Source organism: Pseudoalteromonas sp. NCCP-2140 (genome assembly GCF_023708065.1).
Taxonomy (GTDB): Bacteria; Pseudomonadota; Gammaproteobacteria; order Enterobacterales; family Alteromonadaceae; genus Pseudoalteromonas.
The window spans coordinates 145,167-164,118 of the sequence record NZ_BRCZ01000005.1; the positions used below are offsets into that span (position 1 = coordinate 145,167).

Below are 18,952 nucleotides of genomic sequence, written 5' to 3' on the forward strand. Positions count from 1 at the left end.
TTCACGCGAAGCGCTGGCAGTTGTGCGATGCAGCGGCGCGCCATGCGAGCATGGCGCCTACACAAAACGATTATTGGTCTGTTCTGCTCACGATTTCGTAGCCTTCAGCTTCATAATCATTGATGCATTTTTGAAATTTATTTTGAAGTTTTATTTCATCAAAAAAGCCTAGTGAGTATGCATCACACTTTACTTTCATATGTTCACTGTTTTCCAAAACCGCATTTAGTTTGAGCTCAGCAAAACCAAATTTATAGGCTAATTCTGTGAACTGTGAATACAGAACTAAAAGCAGTACAGCAAGAAGGGTAAGCGTTAGCGTATTTTTCATTTTTATTTCCTTTAAAAGTGTTGGTAAAAAGACTGGAGCAATTATCGAACCAACAATATAACCTCATATAAATCAATACAGTAAAGTATTCACGCAAAAGCATAGTTGATATTTCCACCAATAAATAGTGAAAAAGACAACTATTTCCTAAAATAAATACAACTTTGGAGTGATGCGTGTTTTTAAGGCGCGAGGGCAGAGATGCGAAGTACGAGATTCGAGGTGCGAAATGCGAGGAGCAAGGAACGAAGTGCGAGGAAGGAGGTGCTTTAGCGCCTAACAACAGCTTCCTAATCACAGCTTAAGATAACCCCACGATTTTTGTAAGCATGAAATTTATTTCGCGCGAAGAGCCGATAGTTATGCGATGTTACTGGCGTGCCATGTAAGCATAGCGCAAAGTAAAGTTAAGAGTTACGCGGCATAAAGCTACATAAGCTAGACCCTGTTTCCTAGAGCCTAGCGCCTTTTAACTTTACTCTTTCTAACTTTCCCCTTGCTAACTTTTTTTACCCATGCGTAAAACAAAACACATTAAGTTTGTTACCGTCTAGGTCCCTAAAGTATCCCGCATAAAAGCCGGGCATTTCACGTGGGCCGGGGGCGCCTTCATCTGTGCCACCTAATTCTATGGCTTTTTTATAAAAGGCATCTACTTGGGCTGGGGTTTCGACTGCTAGAGCAACCATAGTGCCGTTACCCACTGTAGCTTTTTCATCGTTATAAGGTTTGGTAACCGCAAAACCGGGCTTATCTTGACCTGTGCTCCATGCGACAAAGCGGTCAGTTTCTAAAAAGCGCTCGGCGTTTAGAGTGGCGAACAACTCATCGTAATACTTTACTGCTTTAGCTAGGTTGTTAGTGCCTAACATGATGTAACCTATCATTGTGTGCTCCTTACGTTTAAAAGTGTCTGTACTCAACATAAAAGGGAAATGACCATCTGTCTATTGATTTCTCCATTCATCGCAATGGACTATATTTCTGATGGTTGTTACTTTATAACAGGTTAACAGCCCTAATTTCTGCTCACTAACAAGGAAATAAAATGAAGTTTAAAACGTCTTTAGCACTGCTTGCAGCAGCTAGCTTTTACAGCAATGCAGGAGCTAGCAATACCTTTCAACTTGAAAATGTTTTTGATCTTGAATACGCCAACCAAATAGAAATGACAAAAAATGGCGATACAATTTACTTTGTGCGTAATCGCATGGATATCAAAAGCGACCGTAAAGTCAGCAATATTTGGTCAGTAAACCCAGATGGTAAAACCATGCTACCACTAACGTCTGGCGTGCATATGGATTACTCTCCGGTATTGTCACCAGATGAAACTCGTTTAGCGTTTATTTCTACCCGAGATGGTAGCAGCCAAATCTATGTAAAATGGTTAAAAACCGGTAACGTAGCAAAAATTAGTAACCTAACGCAAAGCCCTGGCGGATTAACTTGGACGCCAGATGGCAAACAATTGGTGTTTAGCCAGTTTGTGCCAGCAAAATCAGCAAGCCCAGTTTCTTTACCGGGTAAGCCTGAAGGCGCTAAGTGGGCAGAGCCAGCTAAATATATTGACGATACCTATTACCGTGCCGATGGCGGTGGCTACTCTGAAAAAGGTTATCGTCACTTTTTTATTATCAGTGCAACGGGCGGCAATGCACGTCAATTAAGCGCTGGTGATTTTGATCATGGTGGTGCTATTAGCTTTAACGAAAAAGGCGATGCGTTTTATTTTTCGGCTAATCGTTATGAAGATAATGAATTACACCCAACTGAATCTGAAATCTATAAACTTAGCTTAGCGGATCGTTCAATTACCCAAATAACAGACCGTAAAGGCCCAGATTCACGTCCTAAAGTCTCTCCAAATGGTCGTTACCTGGCATACACAGGCTATGATGATAAAAAGACTAACTATGAAAACAGCGACATTTATTTACTTGATTTAAAATCAGGTAAAACCTCAGTACTCACTGCTGATTTAGATCGTAGTGTCGAAGATATAAAATGGGATGATAGCGGCAGAGGTCTTTATTTTAGCTACGATAGCGAAGGTAAAACACACCTAGCTTACCAGCCGCGTAGTGGTAAACATAAGGTGATTACCTCAGAGATTGGTAGTGTCGCCTTTGGTCGTCCGTATTCAGGTGGTGATTTTGATGTGAGCGAAGATGGTGAAGTTGCATTCACACTCGCAGATACACAACGCCCAGCTGATGTAGCATTAATTAAGCGCGGTAAAACCGCGCGTTTAACACAATTAAACGAAGATGCGCTGGGTGACAAAGAGCTGGCTAAGGTTGAAGAAATTTGGGTTAAATCAAGCCACGACGGTTTGGCTATTCAAGGTTGGATTGCTTACCCACCGGGTTTTGATAAAAACAAAAAGTACCCACTTGTTTTAGAGATCCACGGCGGCCCTGTTGCAAACTACGGTCCTCACTTTAGCCCTGAAGTACAATTATACGCAGCCAAAGGTAATGTTGTACTTTATATGAACCCGCGCGGCAGTGACTCATACGGTAAAGAGTTTGCGCAAACAATTCATCATAACTACCCAAGTAATGACTTTGATGACTTAATGACTGGTGTTGATGCTGTCATCAATAAAGGCTTTATTGATGAAAGCAAACTATTCGTTACCGGCGGTTCAGGTGGCGGTGTTTTAACTGCATGGATTGTGGGTCATACAGACCGCTTTGCAGCAGCTGTTGTTGCTAAACCTGTTATCAATTGGATCAGCTTTGTACTAACTGCTGATTTCTACCCTTTCTTTGCTGACTATTGGTTCCCTGGTAAACCATGGGACAATATTGAGCATTATATGAAGCGCTCACCTATTAGTTATGTGGGCAATGTAAAAACACCAACTATGCTATTAACCGGTGAATCAGACTATCGCACCCCGATTTCTGAAACCGAGCAATTCTACCAAGCGTTGAAGCTACAAGGTGTTGATACAGCGATGGTGCGTATTCCTAATGCCTCACATGGTATTACCGCTCGTCCATCAAACCTGATGACAAAAGTCGCCTATATTCAATGGTGGTTTGATAAACATAGTAAGTAGTGGCGAGTTAGCAAGTTAGCAAGTTAGCAAGTTAGCAAGTTAGCAAGTTAGCAAGTTAGCAAGTTAGCAAGTTAGCAAGTTAGCAAGTTAGCAAGTTAGCAAGTTAGCAAGGTATTGTGGCGCGATTTTATATCGCGCCATATCCGAAACGTCATTTAATAAAACCATAACGCGGGATAAACCTGCTGCTACTTTCCCCTTTTTAACTTTACTCTTGCTAACTTTTGAATCTCAATCTGATAGCTGACGGCTGAAAGCTGATAGCTCTCTTTTCCTGTAAACCCCCTTTACAGTCACAATGTGAGTAATTCCTTACATACATTTTTCAAATATCGGACATTAATCCAAAAGCAGTTAGTAAAAAATCGGTTTATAGCCAAAATCAGTAACTTGAGTTAGTAAAAAATCGGTTTGTGCCGCTAAAAACCTAGCTTCAGTTAGTAAAATTTTGGTTTGTGAGGATGTTGAGTTGGTAAAAAATCGGTTTATAGCTTGGGTGAGTTAATAAAAAATCGGTTTGTAAATCGCAAGATTTTACAAAACAGCATTAAATTGCCGTTTATATGACCTAATTTTAGCCATTCTAGAGGCTGTGCTCTGCCAATAAGCCCTAAATTAAGGCTCATGAGGCGGAGGTAGTTAAATCCTGATCTAAAATTCTTAAGCTGGTAAATGCGTGATCTGTATTTTTATAAAGCTAGTAAATGGCTGATCCAAGACTTGGTTAAGGAGTGATCCGAGATGCGAGGTTAGAGGTTAGAGGTTAGAGGTTAGAGGTTAGAGGTTAGAGGTTAGAGGTTAGAGGTTAGAGGTTCGAGGTTAGAGGTTCGAGGTTCGAGATGCGAGGTTCGAGATGATAGATGCAAGATGCGAGTCTGATGGCTGACGGCTGAAAGCTGATAGCTAAAAAGCGAAAAAGGGCCCGAAGGCCCCTAACAACATTATTGAATAGCTATAAAGGAAATTACAACTTGGTTAGAACTGGTTCATGGTATTTGCTTCACCACCGGCTTTAAGCGCATTTTCACCAGAGAAGTACTCTTTATGAGTATCACCAATGTTAGAACCTGCTAGGTCTTGGTGTTTCACTGATGCTTGCTCACGGCGGATTTCTTGACGTTGTACGTCGCGAACATACGCTAGCATACCTAGGTCGCCGAAATAGCCTTCTGATAGAATATCAGTGCTTAGCGCCGCTGTATGGTAAGTTGGTAGCGTGATTAGGTGGTGGAAGATACCCGCTTCACGTGCACCATCTTTTTGGAAGTTTTGTACAAGTACGTCTGCTGCCGCTGCAAGCTCTGTGTCATCCATTTCTGGCGCCATTAATGCTTTATTGTCATCGATGCTTGGGTAAGCAGATAGGTCTTTACCTTGTTCTTGCCACTCAGCATATACTTGCTCACGGAATTTAAGTGTCCAGTTGAACGACGGTGAGTTGTTGTATACCAGCTTAGCATTTGGTACTTGCTCTTTAACGCGGTTTACAAGCTCAGCGATTTGTTTAACGTTTGGCTTTTCTGTTTCAATCCACAGTAAGTCTGCGCCTGATTGTAAGCTTGTTACACAGTCAAGAACTACGCGGTCTTTCTCTGTGCCTTCACGGAACTGGTATAAACCATTATCTAAACGTGTTGGTTTGCAAAGCTGACCATTCAGCTTCATTGCTGTGTCGCCTTCATTTAAGTCATCTACACTGTTTACTGGTGTTGTTTCAAGGAACGACGTGTATTGGCTAGCAAGGTCGCCAGGTGTTTTAGATACAGGCACTTTTTGAGTAAGGCTTGCACCTAATGAGTCAGTACGAGCAACGATAATACCGTTATCAATACCAAGCTCTAAGAATGCGTAACGAACAGCGTTAATTTTTGCTAGGAAATCTTCATGCGGTACAGTTACTTTACCAGCTTGGTGACCACATTGTTTTGCGTCAGATACTTGGTTCTCGATTTGGATAGCACATGCACCCGCTTCAATCATCTTTTTAGCCAGTAAGTAAGTTGCTTCTTCGTTACCGAAACCCGCATCGATATCAGCAATAATTGGCACAACATGGCTTTCGAAGTTATCGATTTTATTTAGTACTGCTTGAACATCACCGCCGTTTGCTTTCGCTTCGTCTAGGTCTTTGTAAAGGTGGTCAAGTTCACGTGCATCAGCTTGCTTTAAGAAAGTGTAGATTTCTTCGATTAGCGCTGGAACAGATGTTTTTTCATGCATACTTTGGTCAGGTAATGGACCAAACTCAGAGCGAAGTGCCGCAACCATCCAGCCACTTAGGTATACATAGCTGCGTTTGGTTGTTTTGTTATGACGTTTAATTGCCATCATCATTTGCTGTGCAGTGAAACCATGCCAACAACCTAATGATTGTGTGTATTGGCTGTGGTCAGCATCATAAGCTGCCATGTCTGCACGCATAATGTCTGCAGTGTATTGAGCAATGTCTAGACCCGTACGAAAACGGTTTTGTAAGCGCATACGGCTTGCGTATTCAGGGTTGATTGACTGCCACGTTTTGCCTTGTGTTTGACATAAAGTAGCTAGGTTATCGGTTTCGCGTTGATATGTTGTCATAATAAAAATCCTTCGAACGGGTTATCTATTTTTTGTTAGTGAGAGTGGCTACTTGGCGTTTGCTTCGTAGCGCTTAATTCAACATTAGGCGGATTTTTTGGATTTAGTAAATTTATAGTTGTTATTGCCACTATATTTTTAGTGAATGGCAAATAGCCTGCTTATTAGCCTTTTTTACGATATGGTTGAACCATGAATGATCAAATTAAGCTCGTTTAAAGGACATTATTATGACCACTCTCTCACTTAACGGTTTAAGCGTTGATCAACAACTTGCACAGTTTGTTGAACAGCAACTTTTACCTGGAACAGGCATTAGCACAGACACCTTTTGGCAAGGTTTTGCTGATATCGTCAATGAACTAACGCCAATCAATCGTGCGCTTTTAGAAAAACGCGAACAACTACAAGCTAAGATTGATGACTACCATAAGCAGCAGCCGGTATGGGATGCGGCTAACTATCAAGCATTCCTTGAAGACATTGGCTACCTCGTTCCTGAGCCAGCTAGCTTCAGCATAGAAACAGAGCAAGTAGAGCCTGAAATCGCAAGCACTGCTGGGCCGCAGCTTGTTGTGCCAGTAAGCAATGCACGCTTTGCCTTAAATGCAGCAAATGCACGCTGGGGCTCTTTGTATGATGCGCTATACGGCACTGATGTGTTAAGTGAAGACGACGGCGCTGAGAAAGGCTCTACATACAACCCTGTACGTGGCTTTAAAGTGATGGCTTATGCCCGCCAGTTCCTCGATAAAGCATTGCCTTTAGCAAATGGCTCACACATCGAAAGCACCAGCTATTCGGTGGTAAATAATGAGCTTTTAATCACATTACGTGACAGTAGTCAGGTTCGTTTAGCAAATCCTGAACAACTTATTGGCTACCAAGGTGAAGCGCAAAACCCAAGCGCTATCTTATTGAAAAATAATGGCTTACATGTAGAACTGCAAATTGACCATCATCACCCAATCGGCCAAGCAGATAAAGCAGGCCTTAAAGATGTACTACTAGAAGCAGCCCTTACAACAATTATGGACTGTGAAGATTCTGTTGCTGCCGTTGATGCCGAAGACAAAGTAAACGTTTATCAAAACTGGCTTGGTTTAATGCAAGGAAATCTTGTAGAAGCATTTAACAAAGGCGGTAAAACCATTGAACGCCGTTTAGCACAAGACCGCCAATACCAAGCTTTAAGTGGTGAAACAATCACGCTAAAAGGCCGTAGCATGATGTTTGTGCGTAATGTTGGCCACTTAATGACTAACCCAGCTATCCAAGATAGTGAAGGCAATGACGTGTTTGAGGGCATTATGGATGCCATTATCACCAGCACTGCAGCACTTCATGACTTAAAAGGTACAAGCAGCCTTAAAAATTCAACAGCTAATAGCATTAATATTGTTAAACCAAAAATGCATGGCCCAGAAGAAGTGGCATTTACAAATACTCTATTTACGCGTGTGGAGCAGCTGTTAGGCTTACCAGCAAACACCATTAAAATGGGTATTATGGATGAAGAACGCCGTACATCAGCTAACTTAAAAGCCTGTATTTTCGAAGCTAAAAAGCGTGTTGTATTCATCAATACCGGCTTCTTAGACCGCACTGGTGACGAAATTCATACTTCAATGCAAGCAGGTGTAGTACTGCCAAAAGGCGCTATTAAACTTGAACCTTGGATCAGCGCATACGAAGACCGCAACGTAAATATTGGTCTTGCAACTGGCCTTAGTGGTAAAGCACAGATTGGCAAAGGCATGTGGCCAATGCCAGATAAAATGGCGTTAATGATGGAACAAAAAAGTGGTCATCCGAAAAGTGGGGCAAATACCGCGTGGGTGCCCTCTCCTACTGCTGCAACACTGCATGCCATGCATTATCATGATATTGATGTATTTGCTTGTCAAAAAGCGCTTATGGACCGCAAAGAAGCAAGCCTTTCCAGCTTACTCACTCCGCCGCTTATGAAAGATGCCAGCAGCTTAAGCAAAGAAGATATTCAAGCCGAACTTGATAACAATGCTCAGGGTATTTTAGGTTATGTTGTGCGTTGGATTGACCAAGGTATTGGTTGCTCAAAAGTACCAGACATCAACCATGTCGGTTTAATGGAAGACCGTGCCACACTGCGTATTTCAAGCCAGCACATGGCCAATTGGCTGTATCATGGCGTTTGTTCTGAAGAGCAAATTAGAAAAACCATGGCACGTATGGCAAAAGTTGTTGATGGTCAAAATGAAGGTGATCCGGCCTACAATAATATGGCTGATTCAGCCGAAACTTTAGCACAAAGCGTTGCTTATCAAGCAGCTCTAGCCCTTGTATTAGAGGGAGTTAAACAACCTAGTGGCTATACTGAACCATTATTGCATGCGTTCCGTATAAAGTATAAGTCGTTAAATTAGCCACTACACAACTCCCCTTCGAGTTTCATGTGTCGTTCATAGCAGCCCTAGGGCTGCTTTTTTTTGACTAATATCAATTGAACTCATAACGACAGTGAATAGCCATCATTCATGGCATAATAAAAATCTATTAAAAAAGGGGCATTTGTTACCAAATGCCCCTTTTTACGTACTAAAACGTACTAATTTTTTAAAAATTAGTTTTTGACAATCGCATTGTGATAAACGTTTTGCACGTCATCACAGTCATCAAGCATAGAAATAAACTTTTCAAAGTTTGCGATATCATCTGGATCAGTGATATCAGTATGAACTTGTGGAACAAACGTGATTTCGTCTACTTCAAAGTTAATACCTTCAAATGCTTCTTCAAGAGCAGTTTTTGCTTTGTAGTACTCAGTATGTGGAGCGAAAACTGACACTTTGCCATCTTCTACTTCTACATCAGTTACGTCTACATCAGCCATCATTAGCGCTTCAAGTACAACTTCGTCGTCATCACCTTCAAAGCCTAAAACAGCTAAGTGATCGAACATATGCGCTACACAACCCGGTGTGCCAATTTTTGAATCTGTTTTTGTAAACGGTAAACGTACATCTTTGATAGTACGGTTAGGGTTATCAGTTAAACAGTCTACAATTACCATACAGTTACCCGGGCCATAGCCTTCGTAACGTGCTGGAGAATAGTCTTCCCCTGCTCCACCGGCGGCTTTTTTGATTGCATTATCGATTACGTGTGCTGGAACTTGGTCTTTTTTTGCACGCTCAATAATACGTTTTAGCGCTTGGTTAACTTCTGGATCTGGTTCGCCATTTTTAGCAACAACGTAGATTTCTTTACCGTACTTAGAATTTACTTTAGTTTTTGCATTGGCTGTTTTAGCCATGGCGTTTTTGCGGACTTCAAATGCTCTGCCCATCTTATGCCTCTATGAATACATTTGATAATTGCCGATATTTTAGCAACTCATGACGGCTTGGGCTAGTACTAGGACATTTTGAAAAATAAAAAACTAACAATTACTCAGGAAAAATAAAAAACAAGGCTATTTAACATAACACCTTATTTTCTTGGAATGAGTCAACCAAAGTAGGTAGTTCTGAAAAATGATGCATTACATAATCGGCCTGATTCGCATACTCAGGAATTTCATCTGGTGCGTACAAGCAAGCACGCATGTTGGCATTATGCGCAGCCTGAATATCAAATAAGTAATCGCCAACATATAGTAACTCAGACTGATCAAGCTCCCATAATGTCGCAATCGCATTTAAAGCACTAGGATCAGGCTTAGCTGGCGCATCAGAGCGAGTGAGTACAGTTTCTATTGGTAATGGGTTATTCTTTAATTTAATAGCAGCTGCACGGTCGTAGTTACGAGTTACAATCGCCATCGGGATGTTATTTTCTTTAAGCCTAGTAATTGCCTCAGCAACACCTGGCAATAAATGAGCGTGTTGTGCATCTATGAGTTCATGCTGATGAACTATGTTCATCGCCTCTTCACGCATGTAAGGCGAAGGTAATGATGCAATGTAAGCAAGTAAGTCATTCTCAACAGGACAGCCTACCTGCGCTTTGATAAGCGAAAAATCCAACTCTGATGAAACCAAAGTACCATCTAAGTCAAAGATTACACCACGGATATTGTTGTCATGGATAGTCATATAAGTCCCTGTATATGAGAGTTGGGAAAATTTTGAAGCCCATTAATAAGATAGTTTACGAAATGGGTTAATTAAAGGATCAAAGGATTAAAAAAGGAACTTTTTTAATCCTTTAGGATTGCTATTATTCTGGATTGACCGACTCAAACCTTGCCTCAAGCCAGGTATCATCTTGGCTAAACGTCAGTGTTTTTACTTTTCCTTTGCCTTCAATGTTTACCATATTAACTTGTGCTGGCCATAGGTCACGAAGTGCTCCGTTGCTCATACGAATGCCATGAATTCCTTCAGGTATCGTGACTTCTTGATAAACCCAAAAGAATTTACCATCAACTTGCGCACCCACATCTTTAAGTTCAAGTGGTTTGCCACCTAAAGTTTGTAGAGCAATATGTGACTCAACATAATCAGCAAAACGCTTTTGATCTTCTTTATTACTTAAGATATCAGCATTGCCGTCAAACAAATGTTCAACGGCGTGCTCTGTATCATGTAAATAAAAACGATGCATCAGCTCTATGTTGTTGGTGCGTTTATTAAACAGCACCGTTGTCACAGATGCTTTTAACTGGTGCGCCATGGTTGGCGCACTCAGTAATAAAGCAAGAATAATGGCTGCAAAGCGCATTATTGTTGCTCCTGGGCATCTTTATCGTCGTCTTTTTTCAGCTCAGTTTTAATATCTTGCATGATATCGCGGCTAACTTTCGCTTTACTCTTCTCACGTTTGTACACTTCAATGCGTGATGGAATAATACGACGCGGGTAGTTGTTGTTTTCTACATCAACATCCGCTGTTTCCCAGCGTGGGTCGACTGTTACAGACACTAGGTTTTTACCTTTTTCTGTAACAATTAGCTTTTGTACATGCTTGTGGTTACGACGCCAGATTTCAGCCGGAATGTACTGCTCTTCTTTCGTACCATCTTCATAAGTAAGCTCTAATAAGATAGGCATGACTAAGCCACCTAAGTTTGAGAACTCAAGTACGTAGTAGTTTTTATCTTCTTTGATTGCACGCTCAAACGTTTTACGTTCCCAAGGCTCTAGACCTTTAAGGAATTTGTTATACGCGTTGCGCTCTTTGTTAGTTACTGTGAAGCGGTCGTTTTCGTCGTAGAAGTCAGTTACGTCTGGGTTTTCTTCAACCCACAGTTTTTTGCCTTCTTCTTTATTACGTTTTACGAATAACGGCATTGGCTTATCAGCTTCAATATCACGTAAACGATTAAAGTCGATATCAGGGTTTTTGGTATCTAAACGAAGTTGGTAAACCTTGTCTAGCGAGATATCAACGTGATCTGTAGTGTAGAACCAACCACGCCAGAACCAATCAAGGTCAACACCTGATGCTTCTTCCATAGTACGGAAGAAATCAGCTGGAGTAGGGCGCTTGTACTTCCAACGCTGTGCATATTCTTTAAATGCAAAGTCGAATAACTCACGGCCAAGGATCACTTCACGTAAAATGTTAAGTGCAGCAGCAGGCTTAGTATAAGCATTTGGGCCTAAACGTAATACGCTGTCTGACTGTGTCATAACCGGCACTTGGTTTTCAGACTTCATGTATGCAACAACATCGCGAGGCTCAACACCCCAAGGAATTGTGTGGTCCCATTCACGACCAGCAACACCATCTAAGAAGCTGTTAAGACCTTCATCCATCCACGTCCATTGACGTTCATCAGAGTTAACCACCATAGGGAAGTAAATGTGACCTACTTCGTGGATAACAACGCCAATTAAGAAACGCTTTTCTGCTTGTGAGTAAGTACGTGTACCGTCGTCTTGTAGGTCAGTACGCGGACCATTGAAGGTGATCATTGGATATTCCATACCACCTACAGGACCATTTACAGACTGAGCCACAGGGTAAGGGTAGTCAAACGAGAAGCGCGAATACACTTCCATTGTATGAACAACAGCTTCAGTAGAGTACTTTTTCCAAAGGTCGCCACCTTCTTTCGGGTAGAAAGACATTGCCATTACTAACGGCTGATCTTTACCGCCTTGATGATAGCCTTTTGCGTCCCACATAAACTTACGTGAAGAAGCCCACGCAAAGTCACGTACGTTTTCAGCTTTAAAGTGCCATGTTTTAGTTTTGTTTGTGCCTTCTTTCTCGTTTTCTAACGCTTCTTCTTCAGTCACGATGAAAACAGGGCGCTTAGCATCTTCAGCTTGTTCAAGACGCTTACGTTGTGTGCTAGTCAGAACGCTGCTTGGGTTATCAAGCTTACCTGTTGCCGATACGATGTGATCAGCAGGTACTGTAATTTCTACATCGTAGTCACCAAACTCAAGCGTGAACTCACCGCTTCCTAAGAAAGCTTTGTTAGTCCAGGCTTCATAGTCAGTGTATGCAGCAAGACGAGGGAACCACTGCGCTAATAAGAAGATATCGTTACCATCTTCTTCAAAGTGTTCATAACCTGAACGTGCACCAACGGCGTCTTCTTCAACAATGTTAAAGGCGAAGTCCATGCTGAACTCAACGTCTTTACCCGGTTTAAGCGGCTCGTTTAAGTCGATACGCATTAAGGTATCTACTACAGTAACTTTAAGCTCTTTTCCGTCTTCGTCTTTAACATTGGCGATTTGATAACCCAGCTCGTTGTCGGCCATGAATTGCTGACGACGTAACTGACCTAGGCTCAATTTAGTTGATTTTGGCTGAGGGTCACCTTGCAATGTTTTACCATTGAAAGTTGAAGTCATTTCTGCAATTGAGTCAGATTTAAAGATATTTTGGTCTAGTTGTAACCAAAGATATTTTAAGGTGTGCGGCGAGTTATTTTTGTATTCGATAGTTTGGCTTGCTGTTAAGCGGCGTTTCTTTTCATCAAGCTTTACATCGATGTCGTAGTTTACTTGCTGTTGCCAGTAATTTTCAGCGGGTTCACCGGCTGCACTACGGTATACGTTTGGAGTTGGAAGTGCTTCGTCTAGCTGACGGAACTTGTCAACGAATGAGCCTTTAGTTTGCTCAACAGATGACGCCATCACAGCTGAAGATACTGCTAAAGGCAATACCAAAGCACTCAATTTGAGAACTGCTTTTTTCATTGTTAATCCTGTAATTAATTTGCCAGTGTACCATCGCAAACTGCTAACAAAGTTGCAATAAAATAACGATAAAGTGCGGGATTTTTCGGGTAGTATTCGATGTTTTATTGAAGACCTATTCTTCACAAAAAAATTGCCTTAATTAACACCTTGTAAACCCCCTTTACAAAACACTGGTTAATTTTAGTTCAGCACTAATTCATCCCAAAGTATTACAGTTAATCATTAGATACTCTGCTTAAATTGTAGTTAATGATGAAAGGGTGATTAGATGAAGTTTTATATTGTAAAAAAAGACTCTCGTTTAGCAGCCATTCCTGCTCAAGAATCAATTCTAAACGAGTACAAAGAACGCGGATTTGAATTTGTCGAAGTGATTGCAGCTTGTGATGAGTCAGATGCATTATCTCGCACGAACCCGAGTGTAAATGGGTCTAAAAAGTGGCTAATTTACCCGACTGCACTGGTAATTTTATCCTTAATTGCCATTATTTTTGCAATAAATTAAATTTTGCGACATTTGCTATTGAAATTTACTGCCATTTGTATTTAAAATCGCCCACTTTTTTGATTTTGGGGTCTGCGAAGCATGCATTTTAAACCCCAAAATGTTTGGTAATCAGCATAGAATTCGGTGAGCGTATGGATTTCTATATCCTAAAAAAACAACAAGAACTAATTGCAATTCCAGCGGACGAACAAAATTGTAAACAGTACCTAGATTCAGGGTATTTTTATATCGACAAAGTAGCGGCATGTAATGAAACAAATGCCCTTAAGATTTTACAAGCTAAGCAAACTAAAGCGCTTAAAGTACCTATGATAATGGCATTGTTAGCATTGCCTATGGTGGTTTTTGCTTGGTATAGCTTAAGTTAACAAACCAGGCTGGGCATCTTGGCTCAGCTTAGGTATATTGACGCTCTTAATAAATAATAAGAGCGTTTAATGAAAGTCCTTCATACATCTGATTGGCATTTAGGCCAACAATTCTACGAGCATTCCCGATTCGATGAGCATCAAGCATTTCTAGCTTGGTTAACCGATACGCTTGTGTCAGAACAGATCGACTTACTACTGGTTGCGGGTGACATTTATCATACGGCAACACCTCCTGCCAGCGCAGAAAACCAACTCTACCAATTTATTAAAACCACTAAGCAACATTGCCCTGACTTACACATAGTGATTATTGCTGGCAACCATGATTCAGCAAATCGTATTATGGCGGCAAAACCTTTATTGGCTCAGTTTGATACCCATGTTGTTGGCCGCTTTGATAGCAATGCTCCTCATGAAGTAGTACTGCCAATCAGCACAAAAAACGGCGATGCGAATGTTGTTGCCATGCCATTTTTACGTAGCAGTGATTTAAGCAGCTATAACCGCCAACAAGAGCAACCGTTAAGTTACAACCAAGCCGTTGCCCTTGCTTACAAAGATGCATTACAAGCAGCAAACGAATTACCTAACGCGCCATTAATAGCTATGGGCCACCTGCATGCAAAAGGTGGAGACATTTCATCTGATTCTGAACGTAATTTAGTTATTGGTGGTGAAGATGCAATATCGGCAAGCATATTTACTGATCAACCTGATTATGTTGCGCTAGGGCATCTTCATAAAGCTCAGACAGTCGCGAAAAAAGAGACCATTCGCTACAGTGGCACGCCAATGCCGATGTCATTTTCTGAAAGACGCTATCAGCATCAAGTTGTGATAGTAGAGCTTAGTGACTCAGGTACTTCTGTAAACCCCCTTTACATTCCTAGCTTTTGTAAAGTCATGTTGCTACCAGAAAAAGACTGTGTGCCACTGAACGAACTCTGTGAGCTTATAAAGCAACTCGATTTAACAGATGAAGATTTAGCGCCATACCTGCGGGTTAAATTGAGCGCCCATGACACGGACACCACTTTTAGGGAACAAATAGAACAAGCCCTTGAAGGTAAGCAGGTTAAGTTTTGTGGTATTGAAAGGGTACGTCAGCAAAGCAACCAGCAAGACGATGAACAAACTCTATTTGAAGATGTCTCGCAAATTGAAGCGCTAAACCCACATTCACTTTTAGAGCAAGCATTTGCAAACAATAAAGATATGGCAGGGCAGGCGGTGCCAAAAGAATTAGAAAGCTTACTAAGCCAAGTGATCGATGAGTTGAATGCAGAGGACCTACTATGAAAATTTTAGCGATTCGTGTTCACCAACTCGCCTCTATCTTAGACGCCGAAGTCGACTTTAGCGCTTCACCATTAAAAGAAGCAGGGTTGTTTGCCATCACCGGTGATACTGGCGCCGGTAAAAGCACATTACTCGATGCCATTTGCTTAGCGCTTTATAATAAAACCGCAAGGTTACGCGGCGATACAGGCAATAAAATTGACTTTAACGGCGACAATATAAAACTCAATGATTCGCGTAATTTATTACGCCGCGGGGCAGGGCAAGGCTATGCCGAAGTTGACTTCGTTGGCCAAGATAAACAGCAGTACCGAGCAAGGTTAAGTTTTAGCCGAGCGCGTAATAAAGCCGATGGCAAGTTACAACCTGCACAACATAGCCTGCACTCTTTACCTGATGAAACCCTTATCGCTGATAGAAGCGCAGCAAGTAAAGAAATCGAGCGTATTATTGGTTTGAGCTTTGAGCAGTTCTCAAGAGCAGTACTGCTTGCGCAACATGAATTCGCCGCATTTTTAAAAGCAACCGGGGATGAGCGTGCGCAACTACTTGAATGCTTAACAGGCACCGATAAATTCAGCCGCATTGGCCAGCGAATTTTTGAACGCCATCGTGATCAGCTGCAAGCATTAGAGCAGTTAAAGTTAAGTTTAAGTAACTATCAGGTTTTAAGCCCTGAAGAGGTCGAAACGAAACAAGCAGAACAAAAAGCGCTTGAGGCTAAACTTGCTGAGTTGCAAAAGCAAATAAAACAATTTGAACAGTACCAAACGTGGTACAAGCAAGCATCTCAGCAGCAACAGCAGCTAAACCAGGCAGAGCAAGCAAAGCAAGAGTTACAGCAACAAATGCACGCGCTTGCTGAAAAAGCCACTGAAGCGAAACAAGCCCAGCAATGCCTAGAAATAAAAGATAACCGCGAGCGCGTTACTTCGATTGCTGCTCAACATGGGCAACTTATTAAAAACCGTGAGCAGCTTTTAAATGTTGACCATGAAACACTGATCAAAGACGCTGAGCAAACACTTGAGAAGCAAACCGCGCAACTAAACCAAGCAAAGCAAGCACAAAAAGACGCGCAGCCTATTATTAGCCAGGCCCGTGAGTTAGATAAGCAACTTGCCGTATTAAACCAACAAGCAGCAGCGCAAAAATTACAAGCAGAGAAAGCAAAACACCATCATCAAGAGCTGACTATTACACTAAATAGCCATAAATCAGAGCAGCAAAAACAGCTCGATCAACAAGCACAAATAAATAGCTATTTAGAAACACACGCACAATGGCAACCATTAGCAAAAGACTGGTCATTCTATAAAAGTGAGTTAAGCCGCTTTAGCCAGCAACAGCACACAATTAGCCAATCACAGCAAAACGTAAAAGCTCTTCAACCTAAAATTGATGAGCAGCAAACAGCTGCGCAGCAGTGTAAAACTCAATACCAAGCCCTTGAGCAAGAAATTAAGCGCCTAAATGAGCAAGATACCGCCTTTAAATCGAGTTTAAACACCCAATCAATGGCAGATATTGATGCGGGGCTTGAGGCGATTAAGCACCTGATTGAAAAGCGCCAAGTATGGCAAACTAATCATCAGCAGTTAAAAAATTGGCAAACCCAGCTAAACACATTAAGCCAAACTGAGCAGCAACTACAAACAGCATTAAAAGATGCGCAGCAAGGGGCAGAGCAAGCGCAGCAGCAGGTTTCGTTTTGTGAGCAAAACTTACAGCAAGTGCAGCTTAGAGCCAGTGAAGGGGTCAGCCAGTTACGCGCTACCTTAAAAGCAGGGGAGCCGTGTGCAGTATGTGGCTCAAAAGAGCACCCGTTTATGCATGAAGAAATGGTTAACGAGCAATTTAGTCAACTTATTAACGACTTTACCAACCAGCTAACTAATGCCAAACAGCATTTAAAAGCTCAGCAAGCATTACAGCAAGCTAAAAGTAATGAGCTGGCGGCATGTAGCCAACAGACAAGCTCGTTAACTGGGCAAATCTCAGAGCTAAGCGCGCAACAACAAAGTCTCAAAGAAACCATGGCAGCTAATCGTACTGAGCTAAATGATTTAACCGAAGAGCAGTTAAGCGAGCGTCAACAACAGCTCAGCCTGCAAAAACAGCAATACTACAAAACCCTTGAGCAGCAACAACAACTGCAAAACACGCTTGCGGCTAAGCAAGCTGAGTATAATCAGCAAGGGCAAACGCTACATAGCAAAGAGCAGCAGTTAAACGAATTACAGCAACAGCTGAATAATCAGCAAACACGTTTAAACGAGCTCAATGATGATCATCAGCAACTCTATACGACACTGAATCAACAGTTCGCCAGTGCACCTTGGTGGCAGGCACTCAATACACAAAGCATTTCTTTAGAGAACATTGCAGAGCACGTTGAGGCTTATCAAGCTTCGCTGCAAACGGCAGATGAGCTTAAAACTAGCTTAAAAGCCATTGAGCAGCACCTTGCACATGTAACGCCGCAACTTAACGAAGCACACGCCTCTTTAACTCAGTACAACGAGCAACTAAGCCAAACTGAAAACGAATTAACGCAGATACAATCAAAGCGCGAGGGCTTATTTAGTAACGCAGCGATATCGGTAGATGAGTTTATAGCAGAGCTTGAAAAGGCGATAGATTCAGCGCAGCAGGCACTGCAACTCGCCCAAGCAACCCATAGTAATGCGGTGAAGGCGCGTGACGAACAAGCCATTCAAATCGCCAATATTGAAGAACGTGAAAAAGAGCTCACCGCTGAGCAAGCAGCGCTTAATGATCGTTTTAGCGTGTGGTTTAACGATTTTAAAGCGCAGCACCCAAGCTTGGATGAGCAAGCAGTTAGTGAGCTATTAACGATAAACCCCGCTGAAATAAAACAAACTCTGGCAGATTACCACACCGCCGAAAGTAGCTTAAAAGACGCTGAGGCTCTTTTAAAACAACGACAGCAGGCGCTGGCTCAGCACCAAAAAGACAAGCCAGCTCTCGGTGAAGATGAGCTGCAATTACAGCTTAATCAAGCCACAGAGCAACAAGTACAAGCGAATAATGCACTATTGCAAGTTGCGACTGAGCTTAAAACCCATCAACAAAATAGCCAAGCGCTTGAAGATAAACAAAAGCTATTAGTTGAGCAGCAAAAAAGCTATGAGCACTGGCATTTACTCAATAAAGTCATAGGGGATGCCAGCGGCAAAACCATGCGTAATTTAGCGCAAACGCAAACCTTAAAAATACTGCTGCACTACGCGAATAGTCATTTACAGACTCTAAATAAACGCTACAAATTAACAGCCATAGGGCAAACGCTCGATATCGCTATTATCGATAAAGACATGGCCGATGAGCAGCGCTCTGTTAATACATTATCGGGCGGTGAGTCATTTTTAGTGTCGTTAGCACTGGCGCTTGGGCTTGCTTCATTATCGTCGAATAAAGTGCAAATAAACTCTTTGTTTATCGACGAAGGGTTTGGTACGTTGGACAGTGAAACGTTAAGCATCGCGATGGATGCTCTTGATTCACTACAAGCACAAGGCCGCAAAGTAGGGGTTATTTCTCACGTATCAGAAATGACCGAACGCGTTGCCACGCAAGTGCATGTAGCGAAAAAACCAGGTGGTTATTCGACCATCTCAGTTATTTAAA

At 41.9% G+C, this 18,952-nt stretch carries 13 protein-coding genes; 6 read left to right on the forward strand and 7 right to left on the reverse strand.

Annotated features, from left to right (window positions below; genetic code table 11):
- Positions 1–70 precede the first annotated feature (70 nt).
- Together NFU46_RS12210 and NFU46_RS12215 are read right to left on the reverse strand one after the other, a co-directional pair.
- Positions 71–331, reverse strand: a complete 261-nt coding sequence (locus NFU46_RS12210) for a hypothetical protein (RefSeq protein ID WP_054553385.1) — start codon at positions 329–331, stop codon at positions 71–73.
- 509 nt (positions 332–840) lie between these two features.
- Positions 841–1,218, reverse strand: a complete 378-nt coding sequence (locus NFU46_RS12215) for a VOC family protein (RefSeq protein ID WP_251602193.1) — start codon at positions 1,216–1,218, stop codon at positions 841–843.
- Positions 1,219–1,379: 161 nt separating this feature from the next.
- Here NFU46_RS12215 and NFU46_RS12220 point away from each other — a divergent pair, with 161 nt between their 5' ends.
- Positions 1,380–3,401, forward strand: a complete 2,022-nt coding sequence (locus tag NFU46_RS12220; protein WP_251602195.1) for a S9 family peptidase — start codon at positions 1,380–1,382, stop codon at positions 3,399–3,401.
- A gap of 975 nt (positions 3,402–4,376) precedes the next feature.
- Here NFU46_RS12220 and NFU46_RS12225 read toward each other — a convergent pair.
- On the reverse strand, positions 4,377–5,978 hold the full coding sequence (locus NFU46_RS12225) for an isocitrate lyase (protein WP_054563156.1): 1,602 nt from the start codon (positions 5,976–5,978) through the stop codon (positions 4,377–4,379).
- A gap of 230 nt (positions 5,979–6,208) precedes the next feature.
- Between NFU46_RS12225 and NFU46_RS12230 the strand changes: the two genes are divergently transcribed.
- Complete coding sequence (locus NFU46_RS12230; protein ID WP_405030658.1) at positions 6,209–8,383, forward strand: malate synthase G; 2,175 nt, start codon at positions 6,209–6,211, stop codon at positions 8,381–8,383.
- Positions 8,384–8,580: 197 nt separating this feature from the next.
- Here the strand turns inward: NFU46_RS12230 and NFU46_RS12235 are convergent, their stop codons facing one another.
- The 4 genes from NFU46_RS12235 to NFU46_RS12250 all read right to left on the reverse strand — a co-directional run bounded on the left by NFU46_RS12235 (position 8,581) and on the right by NFU46_RS12250 (position 13,120).
- Positions 8,581–9,306, reverse strand: a complete 726-nt coding sequence (locus NFU46_RS12235) for a YebC/PmpR family DNA-binding transcriptional regulator (RefSeq protein ID WP_054553380.1) — start codon at positions 9,304–9,306, stop codon at positions 8,581–8,583.
- Positions 9,307–9,436: 130 nt separating this feature from the next.
- Complete coding sequence (locus NFU46_RS12240) at positions 9,437–10,054, reverse strand: HAD family hydrolase (RefSeq protein ID WP_055021253.1); 618 nt, start codon at positions 10,052–10,054, stop codon at positions 9,437–9,439.
- 124 nt (positions 10,055–10,178) lie between these two features.
- Positions 10,179–10,682 (reverse strand): DUF6702 family protein, encoded by a 504-nt coding sequence (locus NFU46_RS12245; protein WP_175081381.1) that lies wholly within the window; start codon positions 10,680–10,682, stop codon positions 10,179–10,181.
- A complete protein-coding gene (locus NFU46_RS12250) occupies positions 10,682–13,120 on the reverse strand; it encodes a M1 family metallopeptidase (RefSeq protein ID WP_175079905.1) in 2,439 nt (812 codons plus the stop codon). The genes NFU46_RS12245 and NFU46_RS12250 overlap by 1 nt, the downstream gene beginning before the upstream one ends.
- A gap of 271 nt (positions 13,121–13,391) precedes the next feature.
- Here NFU46_RS12250 and NFU46_RS12255 point away from each other — a divergent pair, with 271 nt between their 5' ends.
- From NFU46_RS12255 to NFU46_RS12270, 4 genes are all read left to right on the forward strand, one after another.
- The gene (locus tag NFU46_RS12255; RefSeq protein WP_054563150.1) at positions 13,392–13,628 is read left to right on the forward strand and encodes a hypothetical protein; all 237 of its coding nucleotides are present in this window, start codon (positions 13,392–13,394) and stop codon (positions 13,626–13,628) included.
- Between the two features lie 134 nt (positions 13,629–13,762).
- A complete protein-coding gene (locus NFU46_RS12260) occupies positions 13,763–13,999 on the forward strand; it encodes a hypothetical protein (protein WP_054553375.1) in 237 nt (78 codons plus the stop codon).
- A gap of 69 nt (positions 14,000–14,068) precedes the next feature.
- The gene (locus NFU46_RS12265) at positions 14,069–15,301 is read left to right on the forward strand and encodes an exonuclease SbcCD subunit D C-terminal domain-containing protein (RefSeq protein ID WP_251602198.1); all 1,233 of its coding nucleotides are present in this window, start codon (positions 14,069–14,071) and stop codon (positions 15,299–15,301) included.
- A complete protein-coding gene (locus tag NFU46_RS12270; protein WP_251602200.1) occupies positions 15,298–18,951 on the forward strand; it encodes an SbcC/MukB-like Walker B domain-containing protein in 3,654 nt (1,217 codons plus the stop codon). Before NFU46_RS12265 ends, NFU46_RS12270 begins: the two co-directional genes overlap by 4 nt.
- Position 18,952: the final 1 nt, after the last annotated feature.